We start from the raw sequence: 17,271 nt of genomic DNA on the forward strand, positions 1-17,271 counted from the left end.
CATGACGGCTGCCCCGACCCTGCCCGACCGCGACCGGCTGCTGCAGCTGATCGTCGACCTCGCCGTGGTGCACGGGAAGGTCACGCTCTCCTCGGGGCAGGAGGCCGACTGGTACATCGACATGCGCCGGCTGACGCTGCACCACGAGGGGGCGCCGCTGGTCGGCCGGGTCATGCGCCAGCTCACCGGCGACCTGCGCTACGACGTCGTCGGGGGGCTCACCCTCGGCGCCGACCCGGTGGCGGCGGCCATGCTGCACGCGGCTGCTGCGGGCGAGGGGTTCCTCGACGCCTGCGTGGTCCGGAAGGCGGGCAAGGCGCACGGCTTGCAGCGACGGATCGAGGGTCCCGACGTGGACGGTCGCGCCGTCCTGGTGGTCGAGGACGTCTCCACCACCGGCGGCAGCCCGCTCACCGCGGCGCAGGCCCTGCAGGAGGCCGGCGCCGAGGTGATCGGGGTCGCGGTCATCGTGGACCGTGGCGGTCGAGCGGCGGTCGAGGGGGCCGGCTTCGAGTACCGCGCCGCCTTCACCCTCGCCGACCTCGGCCTCGCCTGAGCGGCGAGGTCGTACGGTGTGACGGTGACCACGACGACGGCGACGTGGCTCGCCGAGCTGACTGACGACCTGGGCGCCGACGGCGTCCTCACCGATCCCGACGTCACCGCCGGCTACGCCCGCGACCAGGCGATGCTGGCGCCCGCCGGCACCCCGGCCGCCGTGGTGTTCCCGCGGCGCACCGACGACGTCGTCGCGGTGATGCGGGTGGCGGCCCGGCACGGGCTGCCGGTGGTGCCGCGGGGCGCCGGGTCGGGCCTGGCCGGGGCGAGCAACGCCGTCGACGGCGGCATCACCGTGGTGATGACCCGCATGGACGCCGTCCTCGAGGTGTCGCCGGCCGACCGGCTGGCCGTCGTCCAGCCGGGCGTGGTGAACAAGCAGCTGCGCGACGCCGTCGCCGGGGCCGGCCTGTTCTACCCACCGGACCCGTCCAGCTACGACTGGTGCACGATCGGCGGCAACCTCTCCACCAACTCCGGTGGGCTGTGCTGCGTGAAGTACGGCGTCACCACCGACTACGTCCTCGGCCTGGAGGTCGTGCTCGCCGACGGGCGGGTGCTGCGCACCGGCCGGCGCACGGTGAAGGGCGTGGCCGGCTACGACCTGGCGCGGTTGTTCGTCGGCGCGGAGGGCACGCTCGGGATCATCACCGAGGCGACGCTGGCGCTGCGCCCGGCGCCGCAGCGCCCGGTCACCCTCGCCGCCACCTTCGCCACGACGGCGCAGACCGGGCAGGTCGTCGAGCGGGTGGTGACCGCGGGCCTGGTGCCCAGCCTCCTGGAGGTCATGGACAACACCTGCATCCGCGCCGTCGACGACCTGCTGAAGGCCGATCTGGACCGGACCGCGCACGCGCTGCTGGTCGCCCAGTCCGACACCGGGGGCGCGGCCGCCGCCGCGGAGATCGCCGCGCTCGCCGAGCTCTGCCGGGAGGCGGGGGCGCAGTTCGTGCACACGACGGAGGACCAGGCCGAGGGGGACCTGCTGCTCGCCGCCCGGCGCATGGCGCTGCCCGCCCTGGCGCGGCTGGGCAGCACGCTGATCGACGACGTCGCCGTGCCCCGGTCCCGGATCGCGCAGTTCCTCGACGGCTGCGACGGCATCGCGGCGGCCCGTGGGCTGGTGATCGGCGTCGTCGGCCACGCCGGCGACGGCAACATGCATCCCACCGTCGTCTTCGACCCCGCCGACGACGACCAGCGGGCCCGTGCGTTCGGCGCCTTCGACGACATCCTCGAGCTGGGCCTGGCGCTCGGCGGCACGATCACCGGCGAGCACGGGGTGGGCGTGCTCAAGGTCGACTGGCTGGAACGCGAGATCGGCCCGGTGGCCCTCGACGTGCACCGCTCGATCAAGGCCGCGCTGGACCCGGCCGGGCTGCTGAACCCGGGAACGGTGTTCCGCAGCACGCCCGCGGGTGCCACGCTGGGGCGATGAGCAGGGAACGGTTCCTCGTCATCGGGGGCGACGCGGCAGGGATGTCGGCGGCGGCCCAGGCCCGCCGGCTCAGGACGGCCGACGACCTGGAGATCGTCGTGCTGGAGCAGGGCGACGTCGTCTCCTACTCCGCCTGCGGCATCCCGTACTGGGTGGGCGGGCAGGTCGAGGACCGGGACGCGCTGATCGCCCGGACGCCGGCGCAGTTCGCCGCCCGGGACATCACCGTGCACACCGGCACCCGTGCCGTGGAGATCGACGCCGGCGCCGGGAAGGTCCTCACCGACACCGGCGAGCGGATCGGCTACGACCGCCTGCTCGTGACCACCGGGGGGCGCCCGAACCGGCCACCGATCCCCGGCCTGGACGCGCCCGGCGTCTTCGGCGTCCACCGGCTGGACGACGGCGCCGCGATCCGGGCCGCCCTGGACGCCGGCCCGAGCCGTGCCCTGGTGCTGGGCGGCGGCTACATCGGGCTGGAGATGGCCGAGGCGCTGCAGCGGCGCGGGCTGGCGGTCACCGTCGTGCTCGCCGACCCGCTGCCGATGCAGCTGCTCGACGCCGACATGGCCGAGCGGGTCTGCGCCGGCATGGGTGCCATGGGCATGGAGATGCACCCCGACCAGGCGGTCCGCGAGATCCTGGTCGACGAGTCGGGCCGCGCGCGGGGCGTGCGCACCGACGCCGGCAGCTACGACGCCGACCTGGTCGTGCTCGGCCTCGGCATGGGTCCGGAGGTGGCGCTGGCCGAGCAGGCCGGCATCCGATTGGGCACCACCGGCGCCATCGCCGTCGACCGCACGCAGCGCACCCGCTCGCACCCGGAGATCTACGCCGCCGGCGACTGCTCGCAGACTTTCCACCGGGTCACCGGCGAGGTCACCCACATCGCGCTGGGCACCCACGCGAACAAGCAGGGGCGGGTGGCCGGCTCGGTCGTCGGCGGCCAGGCCGCCCGGTTCGCCGGGGTGCTGGGCACCGCCCTCACCAAGGTGGGAGACCTGGAGATCGGCCGCACCGGGCTGTGCACCACCGAGGCCGAGCAGGCGGGCTTCGACTACCGCACCGACACCATCGAGGCGACGACGAGGGCCGGCTACTACCCCGGTGCCGAGGAGGTCGCGATCAAGCTGCTCAGCGAGGCCGGGTCGGGGCGGCTGCTCGGTGCGCAGATCGTCGGCGGCCCTGGATCCGGCAAGCGGATCGACGTGCTGGCCGCCGCCATCTGGGCGGGGATGACCGCCGAGGACCTCGCCGGCTCCGACCTCTCCTACGCGCCGCCGTTCTCGCCGACCTACGACCCGGTGGTCGTCGCCGCGCGGGTGGTCAGCCGCATCGAGCAAGGCTGAGCGGTGCCCCGCCGGGTGCTGCCCTCGACCGACGTCCGGGGTGCGGACTGGTACGGCGAGGACCTCACCGGCCGGCAGCACGAGGGCGTCGCCTTCAGCGCGGTCGACCTCACCGAGGCCACCGGCACCGGGCTGACCTTCACCGACTGCACGTTCCACGACTGCCGGTTCACCCTCGTGGAGCTCGCCGACGCCGCGTTCGTCAACTGCGCCTTCACCGGCTGCTCGTTCTTCTCCGCGACCCTCACCGGCTGCAAGCTCGTCGGCGCGGTGTTCGACCGGTGCTCGTTCGACCAGCTCACCGTCGACGGCGGTGACTGGTCCTTCGCCGTCCTGACCGGAGCCGACCTGCGCCGGGCGACCTTCCGCGGCACCCGGCTGCGCGAGGCCGAGCTCACCGGCGTGCAGGGCGCCGGCACGACGCTGCGCGACGTGGACCTCTCCGGCGCCGAGCTGCACGACGCCGACCTCGCCGGTGCCGACCTGCGGGGCAGCGACCTCCCCACGCTGGACCCCCGTGCTATCCGGCTGGCCGGCGCGCGGATCGACCTCGGCCAGGCCGTGCAGCTCGCCACCGCGCTCGGGCTCCGGGTCGGGGACGACGAGGGCCGGCACCCGGGCGGCGGCTGAGCCGGTGTCGCCCGGTCGGGTCCCGCCGTGGCCCGCGGTGTAGCGGCCGGAAGGCATGGCGGGATACTGATCGCCGTCGTCAGCACGTACAGCGCAGTACAGCCGCAACCGATGCGAGGAGTGCACCGCATGCCCATCGCGACCCCCGAGGTCTACGCCGACATGATCAGCCGGGCGAAGGAGGGCGGTTACGCCTACCCGGCGATCAACTGCACCTCCTCGGAGACCATCAACGCGGCACTGCGCGGCTTCGCCGACGCCGGCAGCGACGGGATCATCCAGTTCTCCACCGGGGGTGCGGAGTTCGGCTCGGGCACCCGGGTCAAGGACATGGTCACCGGCGCGGTGGCGCTGGCCGAGTTCGCGCACGTGGTGGCCGAGAAGTACCCGGTCAACGTCGCGCTGCACACCGACCACTGCCCCAAGGACAAGCTGGACTCCTACGTCCGCCCGCTGATCGCCCTGTCGAAGGACCGGGTCGACGCCGGCCAGGAGCCGCTGTTCCAGTCGCACATGTGGGACGGCTCGGCGATCGAGCTGGGCGAGAACCTGGACATCGCCGAGGAGCTCATGGAGAAGGCCGCGGCGGCCAAGATCGTCCTGGAGCTGGAGATCGGCATCGTCGGTGGCGAGGAGGACGGCGTCGTCGCCGAGATCAACGAGAAGCTCTACACCGCCGACGGCGACTTCCTGCGCACCGCGCAGCAGCTCGGGCTGGGGGAGCGCGGCGTCTACCTGCTCGCGGCCACCTTCGGCAACGTGCACGGCGTCTACAAGCCGGGCAACGTCAAGCTGCGCCCCGACGTGCTAGAGCGCGGCCAGGCGCTGGTCGCCAAGGAGTTCGGCCTGGGCGAGGGCGCCAAGCCGTTCAACCTGGTCTTCCACGGCGGCTCGGGCTCGGCGGAGTCCGAGATCCGCGAGGCGCTCTCCTACGGCGTGGTGAAGATGAACGTCGACACCGACACCCAGTACGCCTTCACCCGCCCGATCGCCGGGCACATGTTCAGCAACTACGACGGCGTGCTGAAGATCGACGGCGAGGTGGGCAACAAGAAGGTCTACGACCCGCGCAGCTACCTCAAGGCGGCCGAGACCGGCATGGCCGCCCGCGTCGTCGAGGCCTGCGAGCACCTGCAGTCGGCCGGCCAGTCCCAGGGGGCGTGACCGTGAGCCACTCCCACGGCAACCTGCTGGGCGAGCCGCCGGCCACCCTGCTGCCGGCGACGCCGGAGGCCGACGCCGAGCTGGCCGAGGGCGCCACGCTGGCCGAGGTCGCCGCGCACCACCCGACGGTGAGCGCGGTGTGGGCCGGTCTGGCCGAGGAGGCGCTGCACCGCCCCGAGCGGGCCCTCGTCGACACCGTCCAGGCCTACGCCTACGCCCGCACCGGCTACCACCGCGGGCTGGACGCGCTGCGCCGCAACGGCTGGAAGGGCTACGGCCCGGTGCCGTGGTCGCACGAGCCCAACCGCGGGTTCCTGCGCTGCGTCACCGTGCTCGCGGCGGCGGCCGCGGCCATCGGCGAGACCGGGGAGGCCGAGCGCTGCACCCAGCTGCTGCGCGACTGCGATCCGACGCTGACCATCTGATTGTTCACGATCGGTAACGGGTGGTCCGCGTGTGCGGGCCGCCCGTTCCGTGCCCACCAGCACTTTCGTGGCGCCGCGTTTGGATCACTGCCGCAGTGATCACTACTCAGCGTGCACGGCGCCGTTCCGGCGCCCTACGGAGGGAGCCTCTGATGGCCACCTTGCTCTGGATCCTCGCCGTCGTCCTCGTGGTCGCCGGTGTCGTGGCGATCGTCCGCAAGGAGATCGTCTGGGGGATCGTGCTGATCGTGCTCGGTTTGCTGGTCGGGCCGGGCGGGGTCAGCATCTTCACCTGACGCGTCCCCGGGGCTCGGCAGCTGCGGTCAGCGGTCGCCGAGCTCCGGGTGGAGCGCGGTGAGGGCGTCGGTCAGCGTGGTCAGCTGGTCGCCGCCGGCCATCAGCGCGGTGAGGACGTCGGCGTCGACGTCGTCCCGGGTGAGGTTGCCGGCCACCTGACCGTGCGCCAGCAGCAGGAACCGGTCACCGATGAGGTGGGCGTAGCGCGGGTTGTTGGTGACGACGACGACCGCGAGCCCCTGGGCCCGCGCGGCCAGGATGGACTGCCCGAACAGCGTCTGCCGGGCCACCGTCATGGGCGTCACGGGCTCGTCGATGACCAGCGCGCGAGCGCCGAAGTGCAGGGCGCGGGCGACGGCGAGGCTCTGCCGCTCGCCGGCCTGCAGGGAGCTGGCCGGGCGGTCGGGGTCCAGCCCGGTGACGCCGACCCGGGCCATGGCGCGCACGGTCGTCTCCCGGGCGCCGTCCAGGTCGAGCCGGCGCAGCGGCCACACCCCGCGGGTGGGCTCGGCGCCGAGGAAGAAGTTCCGCCACACCGACAGCAGCGGGGCGACGGCGAGGTCCTGCCAGACGGTGGCGATCCCGGCCTCGCGCGCGTGCCGGGGCGACCGGAACCGCACGGGGACGCCGTCGACGAGCAGCGTGCCCTCGTCGTGCCGGCGCAGCCCCGACACGACCGATACGAGCGTCGACTTCCCGGAGCCGTTCTCGCCGAGCACGCAGGTGATCTGGCCGGGGACGAGTGCGGCGCTCACCCGGCTCAGCGCCGGCACGTGGCCGTGCCGGACGGTGACTCCGCGCAGCTCCACCACCGGCGTCGGGCCGGCCGCCGGGACGCCGTCGCCGGCGGGGGGCGCGCTCACGAGCGGGGCCTCGACTTGAGCCGCCGGCGCACCTCGCCGTTGGCCAGCAGCGCCACCAGGAGCAGCACCCCGAGCAGCGCCTGGAACCAGCGGGTGTCCCAGTCGGCGAGCGTGATGCCCTGCCGCGCCACCGCGTACAGCAGGGCGCCGACGGCGGCGCCGATCGCCGAGCCGTAGCCGCCGGTGAGCAGGCATCCGCCGATGACCGCGATGACGATGAAGTCGATCCCGCTCTGGATGCCCACGGCGCCGCCCGCCTGGACGCTGCCCAGCCGCACCAGCGTGAAGGTGCCCAGCAGCCATCCCGCGGCCGCGGTGAGGCAGAAGAGCGCCACGGTCGTCCGGCGGACCGGCACGCCGAGCTCGCGCGCGGCCTGGCGGGCGCCACCGCAGGCGAAGATCGCGTTGCCGAACTTGGTGCGCCACAGGCCCCACGTCGCCAGCGCCGTCAGGGTGAGCCACCACAGGATGGAGACGTTGAACCGGCCGTTGCCGATCTCCAGCGTCGCGTCGAACAGCGCGCTCGCCGACGACCAGCCCGGCGTCTGGTCCAGCCCGCTGACCCGGGTGGAGCCCGCGACCGCCTGCGCCCCGGCCTGCGAGGTGCCCTGCAGGATCAGGAAGGTCGCCAGGGTGACCAGGAAGCTCGGCAGGCCGGTGTTCACGACCAGCATGCCGTTGACCACCCCGACCGCCAGCGCGGCGAGCAGCGACACCAGCAGGGCCGGCCAGGTGCTCCAGCCGGCGTAGCCGATCAGCAGCGCGGTGAGCAGCGAGCTCGAGACCGCGACCACCCCCACCGACAGGTCGAACTGCCCGGCGATCAGCAGCAGCGCGACGGCGACGCCGCCGATGCCCAGCACCGCCGCGGTGTCGAGGACGGTGGCCAGCCCGAACGGCGAGAGCAGGTCCGGCACCTGCAGGGCGAAGAAGGCGACGACCACCACCAGGCCGACGACGGCGGGCAGGCTCGGCCGGGCCAGCGCACGCGCCAGGACCCGGCTGCCCGGCGGCGCCGGGGCCGTGCGGGAGCCGAAGGCGGACGGGCGGTCGGTGATCACCGGCACGGCGACCCGGCGCGGCAACAGGACGTCGGCAGCGGGTCCTCCTCGGGCGGTCGGCTGCCGCCCAGTGTCCACGACGCCCCCGGCCCGCTGCACGGGGCTGCTACGCGCCGGCGAGGGCGGCTCCGTCAGGGGTGCAGGCGCCACCGCACCCGGTCGTCGGCGTACCAGGTCCAGCGGTCGACCGGCCGGACGTAGGGAACGCCGTCGCGCACGATCCGAGCGGGGTCCGAGGCGACCTGGAGGGCGCGCCCGCTGGTCTGCCGCGTCGGCCGGAGGGGCTGGACCATGACGGTCACGCCGATCGTGTCGACGGCGCTCCAGTCGGGGCGGACGTCGATGCGGGTGATCTCGCCGTCGGCCACCCGGATGTCGTCGTGGTGCGCCTGCAGGCCCAGCCGCCGGGACAGCGACCGCCGGCTGTCACCCGCCGCCTCGATGCGGCCGTGGTGCAGCAGCACGCCGCCGTGGTCGTCCCGCACCAGCGTGAGGTCCCGGGGGGCACCGGTGCCGATCCCCAGGTCGCGGGCGAGCGCCGTGGATGCCTTGTCGGGAGCCGGTTCCCAGGCGACGGGGACCTCAGCCGTCCGCCCGGCCTTGAGCAGGGCCGCGAGCACGGCGGAGAGCGCGGCCACCGGGCCGCGGACCACCAGCGACGCGGCGCCGGCGACCGGCTCCAGCTGGCTCCTGAGGGGCGCCTCGCCCGGGCCCAGGCGGCGGAGGTCCAGCTCGACCGACGACATGCCGATACCCTGCCACCTGCCGGCCGGGATCGACCCGGGTGTCGAGGAACAGGAGAACCAGGAGCCGATGCCCGCTGTCGTGCTGATCGGTGCCCAGTGGGGCGACGAAGGCAAGGGCAAGGCCACCGACCTGCTCGGCGGCCGCGTCCCCTACGTCGTCCGCTACCAGGGTGGCAACAACGCCGGGCACACCGTCATCACGCCCGACGGTGAGAAGTACGCCCTCCACCTGATCCCCTCCGGGATCCTGACGCCGGGCTGCACGCCGGTCATCGGCAACGGCGTGGTGATCGACCCGGAGGTGCTGATCGGGGAGCTCGCCGGGCTGGAGGAGCGGGGGGTGGACACCTCGCGGCTGGTCATCTCCTCCGACGCGCACTTGATCATGCCGCACCACCGTGCCCTGGACAAGGTCACCGAGCGGTTCCTGGGCAAGCGCAAGATCGGCACCACCGGCCGCGGTATCGGCCCCGCCTACGGCGACAAGGTCGCCCGCGTGGGCATCCGGGTGCAGGACCTCCTCGACCTCTCGATCCTCCGGCAGAAGCTCGAGGGGACGCTCCAGGAGAAGAACCAGATCCTGGTCAAGGTCTACAACCGCAAGGCCATCGACGTCGACGAGGTCGTCGAGGAGTACACGCAGTACGCCGAGGCGCTCCGGCACCGCATCGTCGACACCCGGCTGCTGCTGGGCAAGGCCCTCGACGCCGGCGAGTGGGTGCTGCTCGAGGGCTCCCAGGGCACCCTGCTCGACGTCGACCACGGCACCTATCCGTTCGTGACGTCGTCCAACCCGACCGCGGGCGGCGCGGCCGTGGGCGCGGGCGTCGGCCCGACCCGGATCGAGCGGGTCGTCGGCATCCTCAAGGCGTACACGACCCGGGTGGGCTCCGGCCCCTTCCCGACCGAGCTGTTCGACGCCAACGGCGAGTACCTGCGCAAGCAGGGCGGCGAGGTCGGAGTCACCACCGGCCGGGACCGCCGCTGCGGCTGGTTCGACGCCGTCGTCGCCCGCTACGCCAGCCGGGTCAACGGCATCACCGACTACTTCCTCACCAAGCTCGACGTGCTGTCCGGCCTGGAGAGCGTGCCGATCTGCGTGGCCTACGAGGTCGACGGCGTCCGGCACGAGGAGATGCCGATGACCCAGACCGACTTCCACCACGCCAAGCCGGTCTACGAGGAGATGCCGGGCTGGTCCGAGGACATCCGGCACTGCCGGAGCTTCGACGAGCTCCCCGCCAACGCGCAGGCCTACGTGCGCCGGCTCGAGGAGCTCTCCGGGGCGCGGGTCAGCGTCATCGGTGTCGGCCCGGGGCGGGACGAGAACGTCGTCGTCCACGATTTGATCGGTTGACCCTCCGGGTCAACACCGCGGCCAGGTGCCGTCCCGTCCTGCGCTGAGCCCTGCCCGGGCCTCCTCGGGGAGGCCTCCGGGGCCGGGCTGGACGCCGTCCGGGCGCTGCTCCCGCCCGGCGGCACGGCCGCCATGGTGGGTCCCTCCGGCGTCGGTCAGTCCAGCCTCCTCGACGCGCTGGCCGGCCGGGCCGTGGCCGGCACCAGGGGCATCCGCGACGACGGCCGGGGGCGGCACACCACCACGGCCCGGGAGCTCCACCCGCTCCCCGGCGGTGGCCTGCTGATCGACACCCCGGGCATGCGGGAGCTGGGCCTCCCCGACGACGCGGACGGCGTCGACCGGGCGTTCGCCGACGTCGCGGAGCTGGCCACCGGGTGCCGGTACCGCGACTGCGCGCACCGGACCGAGCCCGGCTGCGCCGTCGCCGCCGCCATCGGGGACGGCCGGCTCGATCCCGCGCGCTACACGGCCTGGCGGAAGCTGCAGGCCGAGGCCCACCGGCAGCAGCTGCGCGTCGACGCGCGGGCCCGCGCCCAGGAGCGCGCCCGGCTGCGGGCCGTGCACCGGGCCCAGCGCGGCCGGCCGAACCGGGTGCGCTTACCGGTCCGGCTCACACCAGCTGCGCGGTGACCGCGGTGCGGGCGCGGACGGCGTGGTCGGGGGAGTCGGTGATCAGCCCGTCCACGCCGAGGGCCAGCAGCGCGACCGCGTCGCCCACCGCGTCCCCGTGGGCGCCGGGGGCCGTGCCCCGCCGGAGGTGCTCGGGCAGGAAGGCGTTCTCCGCCCGCAGCGTCCAGCAGAAGACCGCCAGCTCCGCGCCGTGCGCCTGCTCCACCAGGGTCGGCGCGCCGGTCGGCGCCTGCTCCGCGGCGTCGGCCAGGATCCGCGAGCGGCTCGGGCCGACCCCCTGCGCGTAGGTGGAGATCTCCCGCAGCCCCGGCGGGGTGACCATGGCGTCGCCCGCGGCGTCGTCCTCGACCAGCTGCACCATCCGGGGACCGTCCTCGCCCAGCCGGCTGCGCAGGTCGCGCAGCACGGCCGGGTCGAACGACTGCAGCAGCACGGTGCCGTCGGCGCGCTCGGCGCCGAGCCGGCGCAGCTCGTCGGCCACCAGCTCGGCCATGGAGCGTGCCGGGGCGTGGCACGCCCCGGGGTGCTTGAGCTCGGCGAGCACGCGGACGGGGCGCTCGGCGGTCGAGCGGCAGCGCGCCAGCTCGATCACCTCGGCCAGGGTGAGGATGCCGTAGCGGCCGTCGTAGGCGGTGTTGAGCGGCCGCAGCGACGGCATCCGCTCCACCGCGCGGAGGGTCCGCAGCTCGGCGTAGGTGAAGTCCTCGGCGAACCAGCCGGTGTGCAGCTCGCCGTCGACCACCTTGCACGTGCGGCGTCCGGCGAACTCCGGGTGCTCGGCCACGTCGGTGGAGAGCGAGAGCTCGCTCTCGTGCCGGACGACGAGCACGCCGTCGCGACTGACCACGACGTCGGGCTCGATGAGGTCGGCACCGAGGTCGATGGCCAGCTCGAAGCCGGCCGCGGTGTGCTCCGGCCGGTAGGCCGGAGCTCCGCGGTGTCCGATGACGACGGGCCGCGGAAGGCGTGTCGCCGGCCGTTCCGCCGGTGACTCGGTCACGTGCATGGGCCCACCCCACCCGACCCGGGTGAATGCGCGGGGAACCGGAGGAGTCCGGTCGCGCACGATCGAGCGGCCGCTCCGTGGACCTGCGGTGATGCGCCGGAGAAGTGACCGACATCATCCGGTGTGCCCGGGACGGGTGGGATCGAGGCCCTCGCCGCGGCCCCGGGCGCCGCGGCATCGGTAGGGTCGCCGCTCGTGCGCGTGCTGGTGATCGGCTCCGGTGCCCGGGAGCACGCCCTGTGCGTGGCTCTCCTGTCCGACCCTGCGGTGGACGGCCTCGCCTGCGCTCCCGGCAACGCCGGGACGCGGGCCGTCGCCCCGCCCCCACCCGGCGGGGAGTCGCTGGCCGCGGCCGATCCCGTCGCGGTGGCCGCGCTGGCGCGGGACTGGGGCGCCGACCTGGTCGTGATCGGTCCCGAGGTGCCGCTGGTCGCCGGCGTCGCCGACGCCGTCCGGGAGGCCGGGATCGCCTGCTTCGGCCCGTCGGCGCAGGCCGCTCAGCTGGAGGGCAGCAAGTCCTTCGCCAAGCACGTCATGACGGCGGCCGGCGTGCCCACCGCCCGCTCGTGGGCCGTCGGTGGTGCCGCCGAGCTCGAGACCGCGCTGGACGAGGTGGCCGCGCTCACCGGCGGCGCGCCCTACGTGGTCAAGGACGACGGCCTCGCCGCGGGGAAGGGCGTCGTCGTCACGGCCGACCGGGACGCCGCCGCCGCCCACGGCCGCCGGGTGCTCGACGCCGGCGGCGCGGTGCTCGTCGAGGAGTTCCTCGACGGGCCGGAGGTGTCGCTGTTCGCCGTCACCGACGGGACGACGGTGCTGCCGCTCGTCCCGGCGCAGGACGCGAAGCGGCGCGACGACGGCGACGGCGGGCCCAACACCGGTGGCATGGGCGCCTACGCGCCGCTGCCCTGGGCGCCGCCGGGGCTGGTCGAGGAGGTGCTGGCCACCGTGCTGCAGCCCACCGTCGACGAGATGGCCCGCCGCGGCGAGACGTTCAGCGGGCTGCTGTACGCGGGCCTGGCGCTGACGTCGCGCGGGATCCGGGTGGTGGAGTTCAACGCCCGGTTCGGCGACCCGGAGACCCAGGTCGTGCTGCCGCTGCTCGAGACCCCGCTGGGCGGGCTGCTGCACGCCGCCGCCACCGGCGCCCTGGCCGCGCACCCGCCGCTGCGCTGGCGCTCCGGCGCCGCGGTGACCGTGGTGGTGGCGGCGCCGGGCTACCCGGAGGCGCCGCGGACCGGCGACCCGATCACCGGCGCCGACGGCGCGGGCGTGCTGCACGCGGGCACCGCGCTCACGGCCGACGGCGCCGTCGTCTCCGCCGGCGGCCGCGTGCTGGCCGTGACGGCCGTCGGCGACGACCTTTCCGCCGCCCGGCAGGCCGCCTACGAGCGGGTGGCCGGCGTGCGGCTGGCCGGCGCGCACTGGCGCACCGACATCGCGCTGGCCGCCGTCCAGGGCCGGATCGCCCCCGGCTGAGCCTCAGCCGGCGGTGACCGCCGGGCGGGCCCGGTCGGGCCGCGGCTCGGGCGGGCGCGGGCCCTCGTGGCGCCGGCTCAGGTAGGTGCCGGCCACGTTCACGCACGCCACGGTCGGGACGGCGATCAGCGCGCCGAAGATGCCGCCGACCAGCAGGCCCGCGGCGATCGCCAGCACGACCGCCAGCGGGTGCACGTGCACGGCCCGGCCCAGCAGCAGGGGCTGCAGCACGTGGCCCTCCAGCTGCATGACCAGCACGACGATCGCGAGGGCGATCAGCGCCTTGACCGGACCCACGGACACCAGCGCCACGAGCACCGCGACCGACCCGGCCAGGAACGACCCGATGATCGGGACGAAGGCGCCGAGGAACACCAGCGCCGCCAGCGGGATGACCAGCGGCACCTGCAGGATCGCCAGCCCGATGCCGATGCCGACGGCGTCCACGCCGGCGACGACGACGGTGGCCCGCACGTAGGAGATCAGCGTCCGCCAGGACCGCCGGGCCGCCTCGTCCAGGTAGGCCCGGGAGTCGCGCGGGAAGAGCCCGACCAGCCACAGCCAGATGGACCGGCCGTCCTTGAGGAAGAAGAAGAGCGTGAACAGCGCCAGGACGATGCCGGTGAAGACCTCGCCCACGGTGGTGGCGGTGGTGATCGCGCCCGTGGCGAGGCTCTCCTCGTTGCTGACCAGGAAGTCCTGCAGCTCGCCGACGGCGTCCTCCAGCTGGCTCGCCGTGATCGGGAACGTCCGGACGACGAAGGACTCCACCTCCTCCAGGCCCTGGCTGACCTGCGCCGCCAGGTCGGAGAACCCGGCGGTGAAGCGCTCCACCACCAGCGTGATGATCCCGGCGACCACCGCCAGACCGACCAGCAGCATCGCCGAGGCCGCCAGCCCCTTGGGCCAGCCGGACCGCACGAGGGCGGTCGCCCCCGGCTGGAGCAGCGCGGCCAGCAGCAGCGCGACGATGACCGGCACGACCACCACCGCGACGTGCGCGGCGGCCCAGAGCAGCACGTAGAAGCCGGCGATCACCACGATCAGCCGCCACGACCAGGCCGCCGCCGTCCGCAGCCCGAAGGGCACGTCGTCCTCGGCGGCGGTGCGGCGCGGGGCCCGCCGGGGTGCCGGCGGGCGGGGCCGGCCCCCCTCCGGCGAGGAGCGGTCGGGCGGGCCGCTGACGCCGCCGGGGCCCACCGCGCCGTCGAGGTCCGGCGCGCCGGGAGCCGGGCTGCCCAGGGGCGGCCGGGTGGCGCCGGCGTCGTCGTCATCCTGCGGGTCGTGCACGAAGTCGATCGGCTCCGGCTCGCGGGCGTCGCGGGGGTGGTGGTGCCAGCCGTGCGGGTCGTGCTCCCGCGCCGCCTGGATGCGCGCACGGGCCCGTGCGGCAAGGGTCGTGGCCCGGCGCAGCATCGCGCACCTCCGCCGTCCGTAGGGGCCGTTCGTGATCACGCTAGCCCTGCGGGAGACTGTCCCCGTGGCGCGACGAGCTGAGCAGTGGCAGGCGGTACCCGGATGATCGAGCGCTACACGCTCCCCGACATGGGTCGGGTCTGGAGCGACGCCCACAAGTACGAGCTGTGGTGCCGCGTCGAGACGCTGGTGCTCGAGGCGCACGCCGCCGCGGGGCGCGTCCCGGCCGACGTCGTCGAGCCGGTGCGCAACGCGCCGCCGCCCACCGCCGAGCGGGTCGCCGAGATCGAGGAGACGACGCAGCACGACGTCATCGCGTTCCTCACCGCCTGGGCCGACAACACCGAGCCCCGCTCGGCGGCGGCTTTTGTGCACCACGGCATGACGTCGTCGGACCTGCTGGACACCGCGCTGGCCGTGCAGTTGACCGAGGCCACCGACATCCTGCTGGCCAAGGCCGACCGGCTGGTGGCGGCGCTGCGCGACCACGGCCTGGCGCACCGGTCGACGATCAGGGTCGGGCGGACGCACGGCGTGCACGCCGAACCGGTCGTCTGGGGCCACCGGGTCGCCGACCTCGCGTTCGCCGCCGCCCGCTCCCGCGACCGGCTGCGGGCCGCCCGCGAGCGCGTCGGCGTCGTCGCCATCTCCGGCGCCGTCGGCACGTACTCGCTGATCGACCCGTCGGTCGAGGTGGCGGTCGCCGAGGCGCTGGGCCTGCAGCCCGCCGACGCCTCCACCCAGGTGGTGCTGCGCGACTCGATCAGCGAGTGGGTGTCGGCGCTGGCGATCCTCGTCACCGTCTGCGAGGCGGTCGCGCTGGAGGTCCGGCACGGCCAGCGGACCGAGGTGCGCGAGCTGTCCGAGGCGTTCGGGTCGGGCCAGAAGGGCTCGAGCGCGATGCCGCACAAGAAGAACCCGATCCGCTCCGAGCGCATCGCCGGGCTGGCCCGCGTCGTGCGAGCGGCGATCGTGCCGGTGATGGAGGGCATCCCGCTCTGGCACGAGCGCGACATCTCGCACTCCTCCACCGAGCGGGTCTTCCTGCCCGATGCCGCGATCACCACCGACTACCTGCTCGATCTGACGGCCGGCCTGGTGGAGAACCTGGTGGTGGACGCCGACCGGATGCGGGCCAACCTGGAGTCGACCGGCGGGCTGATCTACACCTCGTCGGTGCTGCTGGAGCTGGTGGAGAGCGGGCAGTCCCGCGAGGACGCCTACGCGCTCGTGCAGTCGGCGGCGATGGAGACCTGGAACTCCGGCGTGCCCTTCCGCGAGACGCTGCGGGCGCGGGCGGCCGCCTCCTCGGTGGCGCTGGACGAGGCCCGGCTGGACGAGATCTGCCGCCCGGAGCAGTACGTGGCGAACCTGGGCCCGCTGTTCGACCGGCTGGCCGCGCTGTCGTGATCGACCTCCCGCTCGTCGCCCGCGGCAAGGTGCGGGAGATCTACGACGCCGGCGACGACCGGCTGCTGCTGGTGGCGTCGGACCGGATCTCCGCCTACGACCACGTGCTGCCGACGCCGATCCCGGACAAGGGCGCCGTGCTGACCCGGCTGTCGGTGTGGTGGTTCGAGCAGCTGGCGCCGGTGCTGTCGTCGTTCGGGGCGTCGCACCACCTGGTCAGCGCCTCGGACGTGCCGGCCGGCGTCGCCGGGCGGGCGATGCTGGTGCGCCGGCTGGAGATGCTCCCCGTCGAGTGCGTGGCCCGCGGTTACCTCTCCGGCTCGGGGACCACGGAGTACGCGCGGACCGGCTCGATCCGCGACGTCGCCCTGCCCGCCGGCCTGGTCGAGGGATCGCGGCTGCCCGACCCGGTGTTCACGCCCTCCACCAAGGCCGAGGTGGGGGAGCACGACGAGGCGATCGACTTCGCCGCCGTCGTCTCCGCCGTCGGCGCCGCCCGGGCGGAGGAGCTGCGCGAGCTGACGCTGGCGCTCTACCGGCGCGGTGCGGAGATCGCCGCCGACGCGGGCATCGTGCTGGCCGACACCAAGTTCGAGTTCGGGGTGGACCCGGACGGGAGCCTGGTGCTCGGTGACGAGGTGCTCACGCCCGACTCGTCCCGCTTCTGGCCGGCCGACACCTGGTCGCCGGGAGCGGTGCAGCCCTCCTACGACAAGCAGTTCGTGCGCGACTGGCTGACCTCGTCGGGCTGGGACCGCGTGTCCGAGCCGCCCGAGCTGCCGGACCACGTCGTCGCCGCCACCCGGGAGCGCTACGTCACCGCCTACGAGCGGCTGACCGGCCGGCCGTTCAGCTGACCGGCGCCGACCAGGGCGACGGCGTCCCGAGCCAGCGCTCGAAGACCGGCGTGACGGTGTAGGAGACCGTGCCGAGCGACACGAGCGAGGTGTCGGTGCAGGACTGCGTCTCGGCGGCCGGGTCCGCCGGCACGTACACCGGGGCGTCGATCCCGAGCAGGCTGACCCCCGAACAGGTGCCCTCGGAGATCAGGCCGGCGCCCAGCAGGCTGCTGGTGCGCCGGACCACGTAGCCGGTGACCGGCACGCCGGCCACGTGGCTCGTCCGCCAGGTCACCGTGAACGAGCGGGTCAGCACTCCGCTGCCCGATGCGGTCGGCTGCTCGCCCGGCGGCATGACGGCCGCCGCGACGACGGCCGGTCCGGCGGCCGCCCGCGTCGCCCAGGTGGCCGGGGCGGGCGCGGCGGTGCCGAGGACCACCGCGACGACGACCAGCAGGGGAACGCCCATCCGGTGCAGCACGGTCGGTCCTCCTCTCGGACGGGGGCGGGGGGGGGGGGGGGGGGGGGGGGGGGGGGGGGGGGGGGGGGGGGGGGGGGGGGGGGGGGGGGGGGGGGGGGGGGGGGGGGGGGGGGGGGGGG

At 74.7% G+C, this 17,271-nt stretch carries 17 protein-coding genes and 1 pseudogene; 12 read left to right on the top strand and 6 right to left on the bottom strand.

Features of this window, described 5'->3' with window-relative positions:
• The first annotated feature begins 1 nt into the window (after position 1).
• The 7 genes from pyrE to ACI790_RS17610 all read left to right on the top strand — a co-directional run bounded on the left by pyrE (position 2) and on the right by ACI790_RS17610 (position 5,860).
• Positions 2–556 (top strand): orotate phosphoribosyltransferase, encoded by a 555-nt coding sequence (gene pyrE / locus ACI790_RS17580; RefSeq protein WP_456571084.1) that lies wholly within the window; start codon positions 2–4, stop codon positions 554–556.
• A gap of 24 nt (positions 557–580) precedes the next feature.
• Positions 581–1,996, top strand: a complete 1,416-nt coding sequence (locus ACI790_RS17585; protein ID WP_456571085.1) for an FAD-binding oxidoreductase — start codon at positions 581–583, stop codon at positions 1,994–1,996.
• Entirely contained in the window at positions 1,993–3,345 is a 1,353-nt protein-coding gene (locus tag ACI790_RS17590; protein ID WP_456571086.1) for an FAD-dependent oxidoreductase, read from the top strand. Before ACI790_RS17585 ends, ACI790_RS17590 begins: the two co-directional genes overlap by 4 nt.
• A 15-nt stretch (positions 3,346–3,360) precedes the next feature.
• A complete protein-coding gene (locus ACI790_RS17595; RefSeq protein ID WP_456571087.1) occupies positions 3,361–3,975 on the top strand; it encodes a pentapeptide repeat-containing protein in 615 nt (204 codons plus the stop codon).
• 129 nt (positions 3,976–4,104) lie between these two features.
• Positions 4,105–5,139: a class II fructose-bisphosphate aldolase gene (gene fbaA, locus ACI790_RS17600; protein ID WP_456571088.1), complete on the top strand. Its 1,035-nt coding sequence runs from the start codon at positions 4,105–4,107 to the stop codon at positions 5,137–5,139.
• 2 nt (positions 5,140–5,141) lie between these two features.
• A complete protein-coding gene (locus tag ACI790_RS17605) occupies positions 5,142–5,564 on the top strand; it encodes a DUF3151 domain-containing protein (protein ID WP_456571089.1) in 423 nt (140 codons plus the stop codon).
• A gap of 152 nt (positions 5,565–5,716) precedes the next feature.
• Complete coding sequence (locus tag ACI790_RS17610; protein ID WP_346620395.1) at positions 5,717–5,860, top strand: GPGG-motif small membrane protein; 144 nt, start codon at positions 5,717–5,719, stop codon at positions 5,858–5,860.
• 27 nt (positions 5,861–5,887) lie between these two features.
• Here the strand turns inward: ACI790_RS17610 and ACI790_RS17615 are convergent, their stop codons facing one another.
• The 3 genes from ACI790_RS17615 to ACI790_RS17625 form a co-directional block, all read right to left on the bottom strand.
• Entirely contained in the window at positions 5,888–6,724 is an 837-nt protein-coding gene (locus ACI790_RS17615) for an ATP-binding cassette domain-containing protein (RefSeq protein ID WP_456571090.1), read from the bottom strand.
• Entirely contained in the window at positions 6,721–7,785 is a 1,065-nt protein-coding gene (locus tag ACI790_RS17620; protein WP_456571091.1) for an ABC transporter permease, read from the bottom strand. The genes ACI790_RS17615 and ACI790_RS17620 overlap by 4 nt, the downstream gene beginning before the upstream one ends.
• A gap of 131 nt (positions 7,786–7,916) precedes the next feature.
• Positions 7,917–8,531, bottom strand: coding sequence for a hypothetical protein (locus tag ACI790_RS17625; protein WP_456571092.1), 615 nt, complete (start codon positions 8,529–8,531; stop codon positions 7,917–7,919).
• On the opposite strand from ACI790_RS17625, the gene ACI790_RS17630 reads away from it, so the two are divergent.
• Complete coding sequence (locus tag ACI790_RS17630) at positions 8,530–9,888, top strand: adenylosuccinate synthase (protein ID WP_456571093.1); 1,359 nt, start codon at positions 8,530–8,532, stop codon at positions 9,886–9,888. The two genes, ACI790_RS17625 and ACI790_RS17630, sit on opposite strands and share 2 nt — an antisense overlap.
• Before the next feature lie 84 nt (positions 9,889–9,972).
• A pseudogene (gene rsgA / locus ACI790_RS17635) lies at positions 9,973–10,521 on the top strand (ribosome small subunit-dependent GTPase A); the annotation flags it as partial.
• On the opposite strand, the gene ACI790_RS17640 reads toward rsgA, so the two are convergent.
• Positions 10,502–11,527 carry a glycerophosphodiester phosphodiesterase family protein gene (locus tag ACI790_RS17640; protein ID WP_456571094.1) on the bottom strand — a complete coding sequence of 342 codons (1,026 nt, stop codon included), beginning with the start codon at positions 11,525–11,527 and terminating at the stop codon, positions 10,502–10,504. The pseudogene rsgA and the gene ACI790_RS17640 overlap by 20 nt on opposite strands.
• A 195-nt stretch (positions 11,528–11,722) precedes the next feature.
• Between ACI790_RS17640 and purD the strand changes: the two genes are divergently transcribed.
• Positions 11,723–13,006 carry a phosphoribosylamine--glycine ligase gene (gene purD / locus ACI790_RS17645; RefSeq protein WP_456571095.1) on the top strand — a complete coding sequence of 428 codons (1,284 nt, stop codon included), beginning with the start codon at positions 11,723–11,725 and terminating at the stop codon, positions 13,004–13,006.
• Between the two features lie 3 nt (positions 13,007–13,009).
• Here purD and ACI790_RS17650 read toward each other — a convergent pair whose 3' ends face one another.
• Entirely contained in the window at positions 13,010–14,422 is a 1,413-nt protein-coding gene (locus ACI790_RS17650) for an AI-2E family transporter (protein WP_456571096.1), read from the bottom strand.
• A gap of 84 nt (positions 14,423–14,506) precedes the next feature.
• Here ACI790_RS17650 and purB point away from each other — a divergent pair, with 84 nt between their 5' ends.
• Entirely contained in the window at positions 14,507–15,832 is a 1,326-nt protein-coding gene (gene purB / locus ACI790_RS17655; protein ID WP_456571097.1) for an adenylosuccinate lyase, read from the top strand.
• Positions 15,829–16,689 carry a phosphoribosylaminoimidazolesuccinocarboxamide synthase gene (locus tag ACI790_RS17660; protein ID WP_456571098.1) on the top strand — a complete coding sequence of 287 codons (861 nt, stop codon included), beginning with the start codon at positions 15,829–15,831 and terminating at the stop codon, positions 16,687–16,689. Before purB ends, ACI790_RS17660 begins: the two co-directional genes overlap by 4 nt.
• Here ACI790_RS17660 and ACI790_RS17665 read toward each other — a convergent pair.
• Entirely contained in the window at positions 16,682–17,152 is a 471-nt protein-coding gene (locus ACI790_RS17665) for a hypothetical protein (protein ID WP_456571099.1), read from the bottom strand. The two genes, ACI790_RS17660 and ACI790_RS17665, sit on opposite strands and share 8 nt — an antisense overlap.
• Between the last annotated feature and the right edge of the window lie 119 nt (positions 17,153–17,271).

The organism is Blastococcus sp. SYSU DS0539, from assembly GCF_054050855.1.

Coding starts and splice junctions, on each gene's coding strand:
- pyrE (WP_456571084.1), top strand. CDS start 2: ATGACGGCTGCCCCGACCCTGCCCGACCGCGACCGGCTGCTGCAGCTG.
- ACI790_RS17590 (WP_456571086.1), top strand. CDS start 1,993: ATGAGCAGGGAACGGTTCCTCGTCATCGGGGGCGACGCGGCAGGGATG.
- fbaA (WP_456571088.1), top strand. CDS start 4,105: ATGCCCATCGCGACCCCCGAGGTCTACGCCGACATGATCAGCCGGGCG.
- ACI790_RS17610 (WP_346620395.1), top strand. CDS start 5,717: ATGGCCACCTTGCTCTGGATCCTCGCCGTCGTCCTCGTGGTCGCCGGT.
- ACI790_RS17630 (WP_456571093.1), top strand. CDS start 8,530: ATGCCGATACCCTGCCACCTGCCGGCCGGGATCGACCCGGGTGTCGAG.
- ACI790_RS17625 (WP_456571092.1), bottom strand. CDS start 8,531: ATGTCGTCGGTCGAGCTGGACCTCCGCCGCCTGGGCCCGGGCGAGGCG.
- ACI790_RS17640 (WP_456571094.1), bottom strand. CDS start 11,527: ATGCACGTGACCGAGTCACCGGCGGAACGGCCGGCGACACGCCTTCCG.
- ACI790_RS17650 (WP_456571096.1), bottom strand. CDS start 14,422: ATGCTGCGCCGGGCCACGACCCTTGCCGCACGGGCCCGTGCGCGCATC.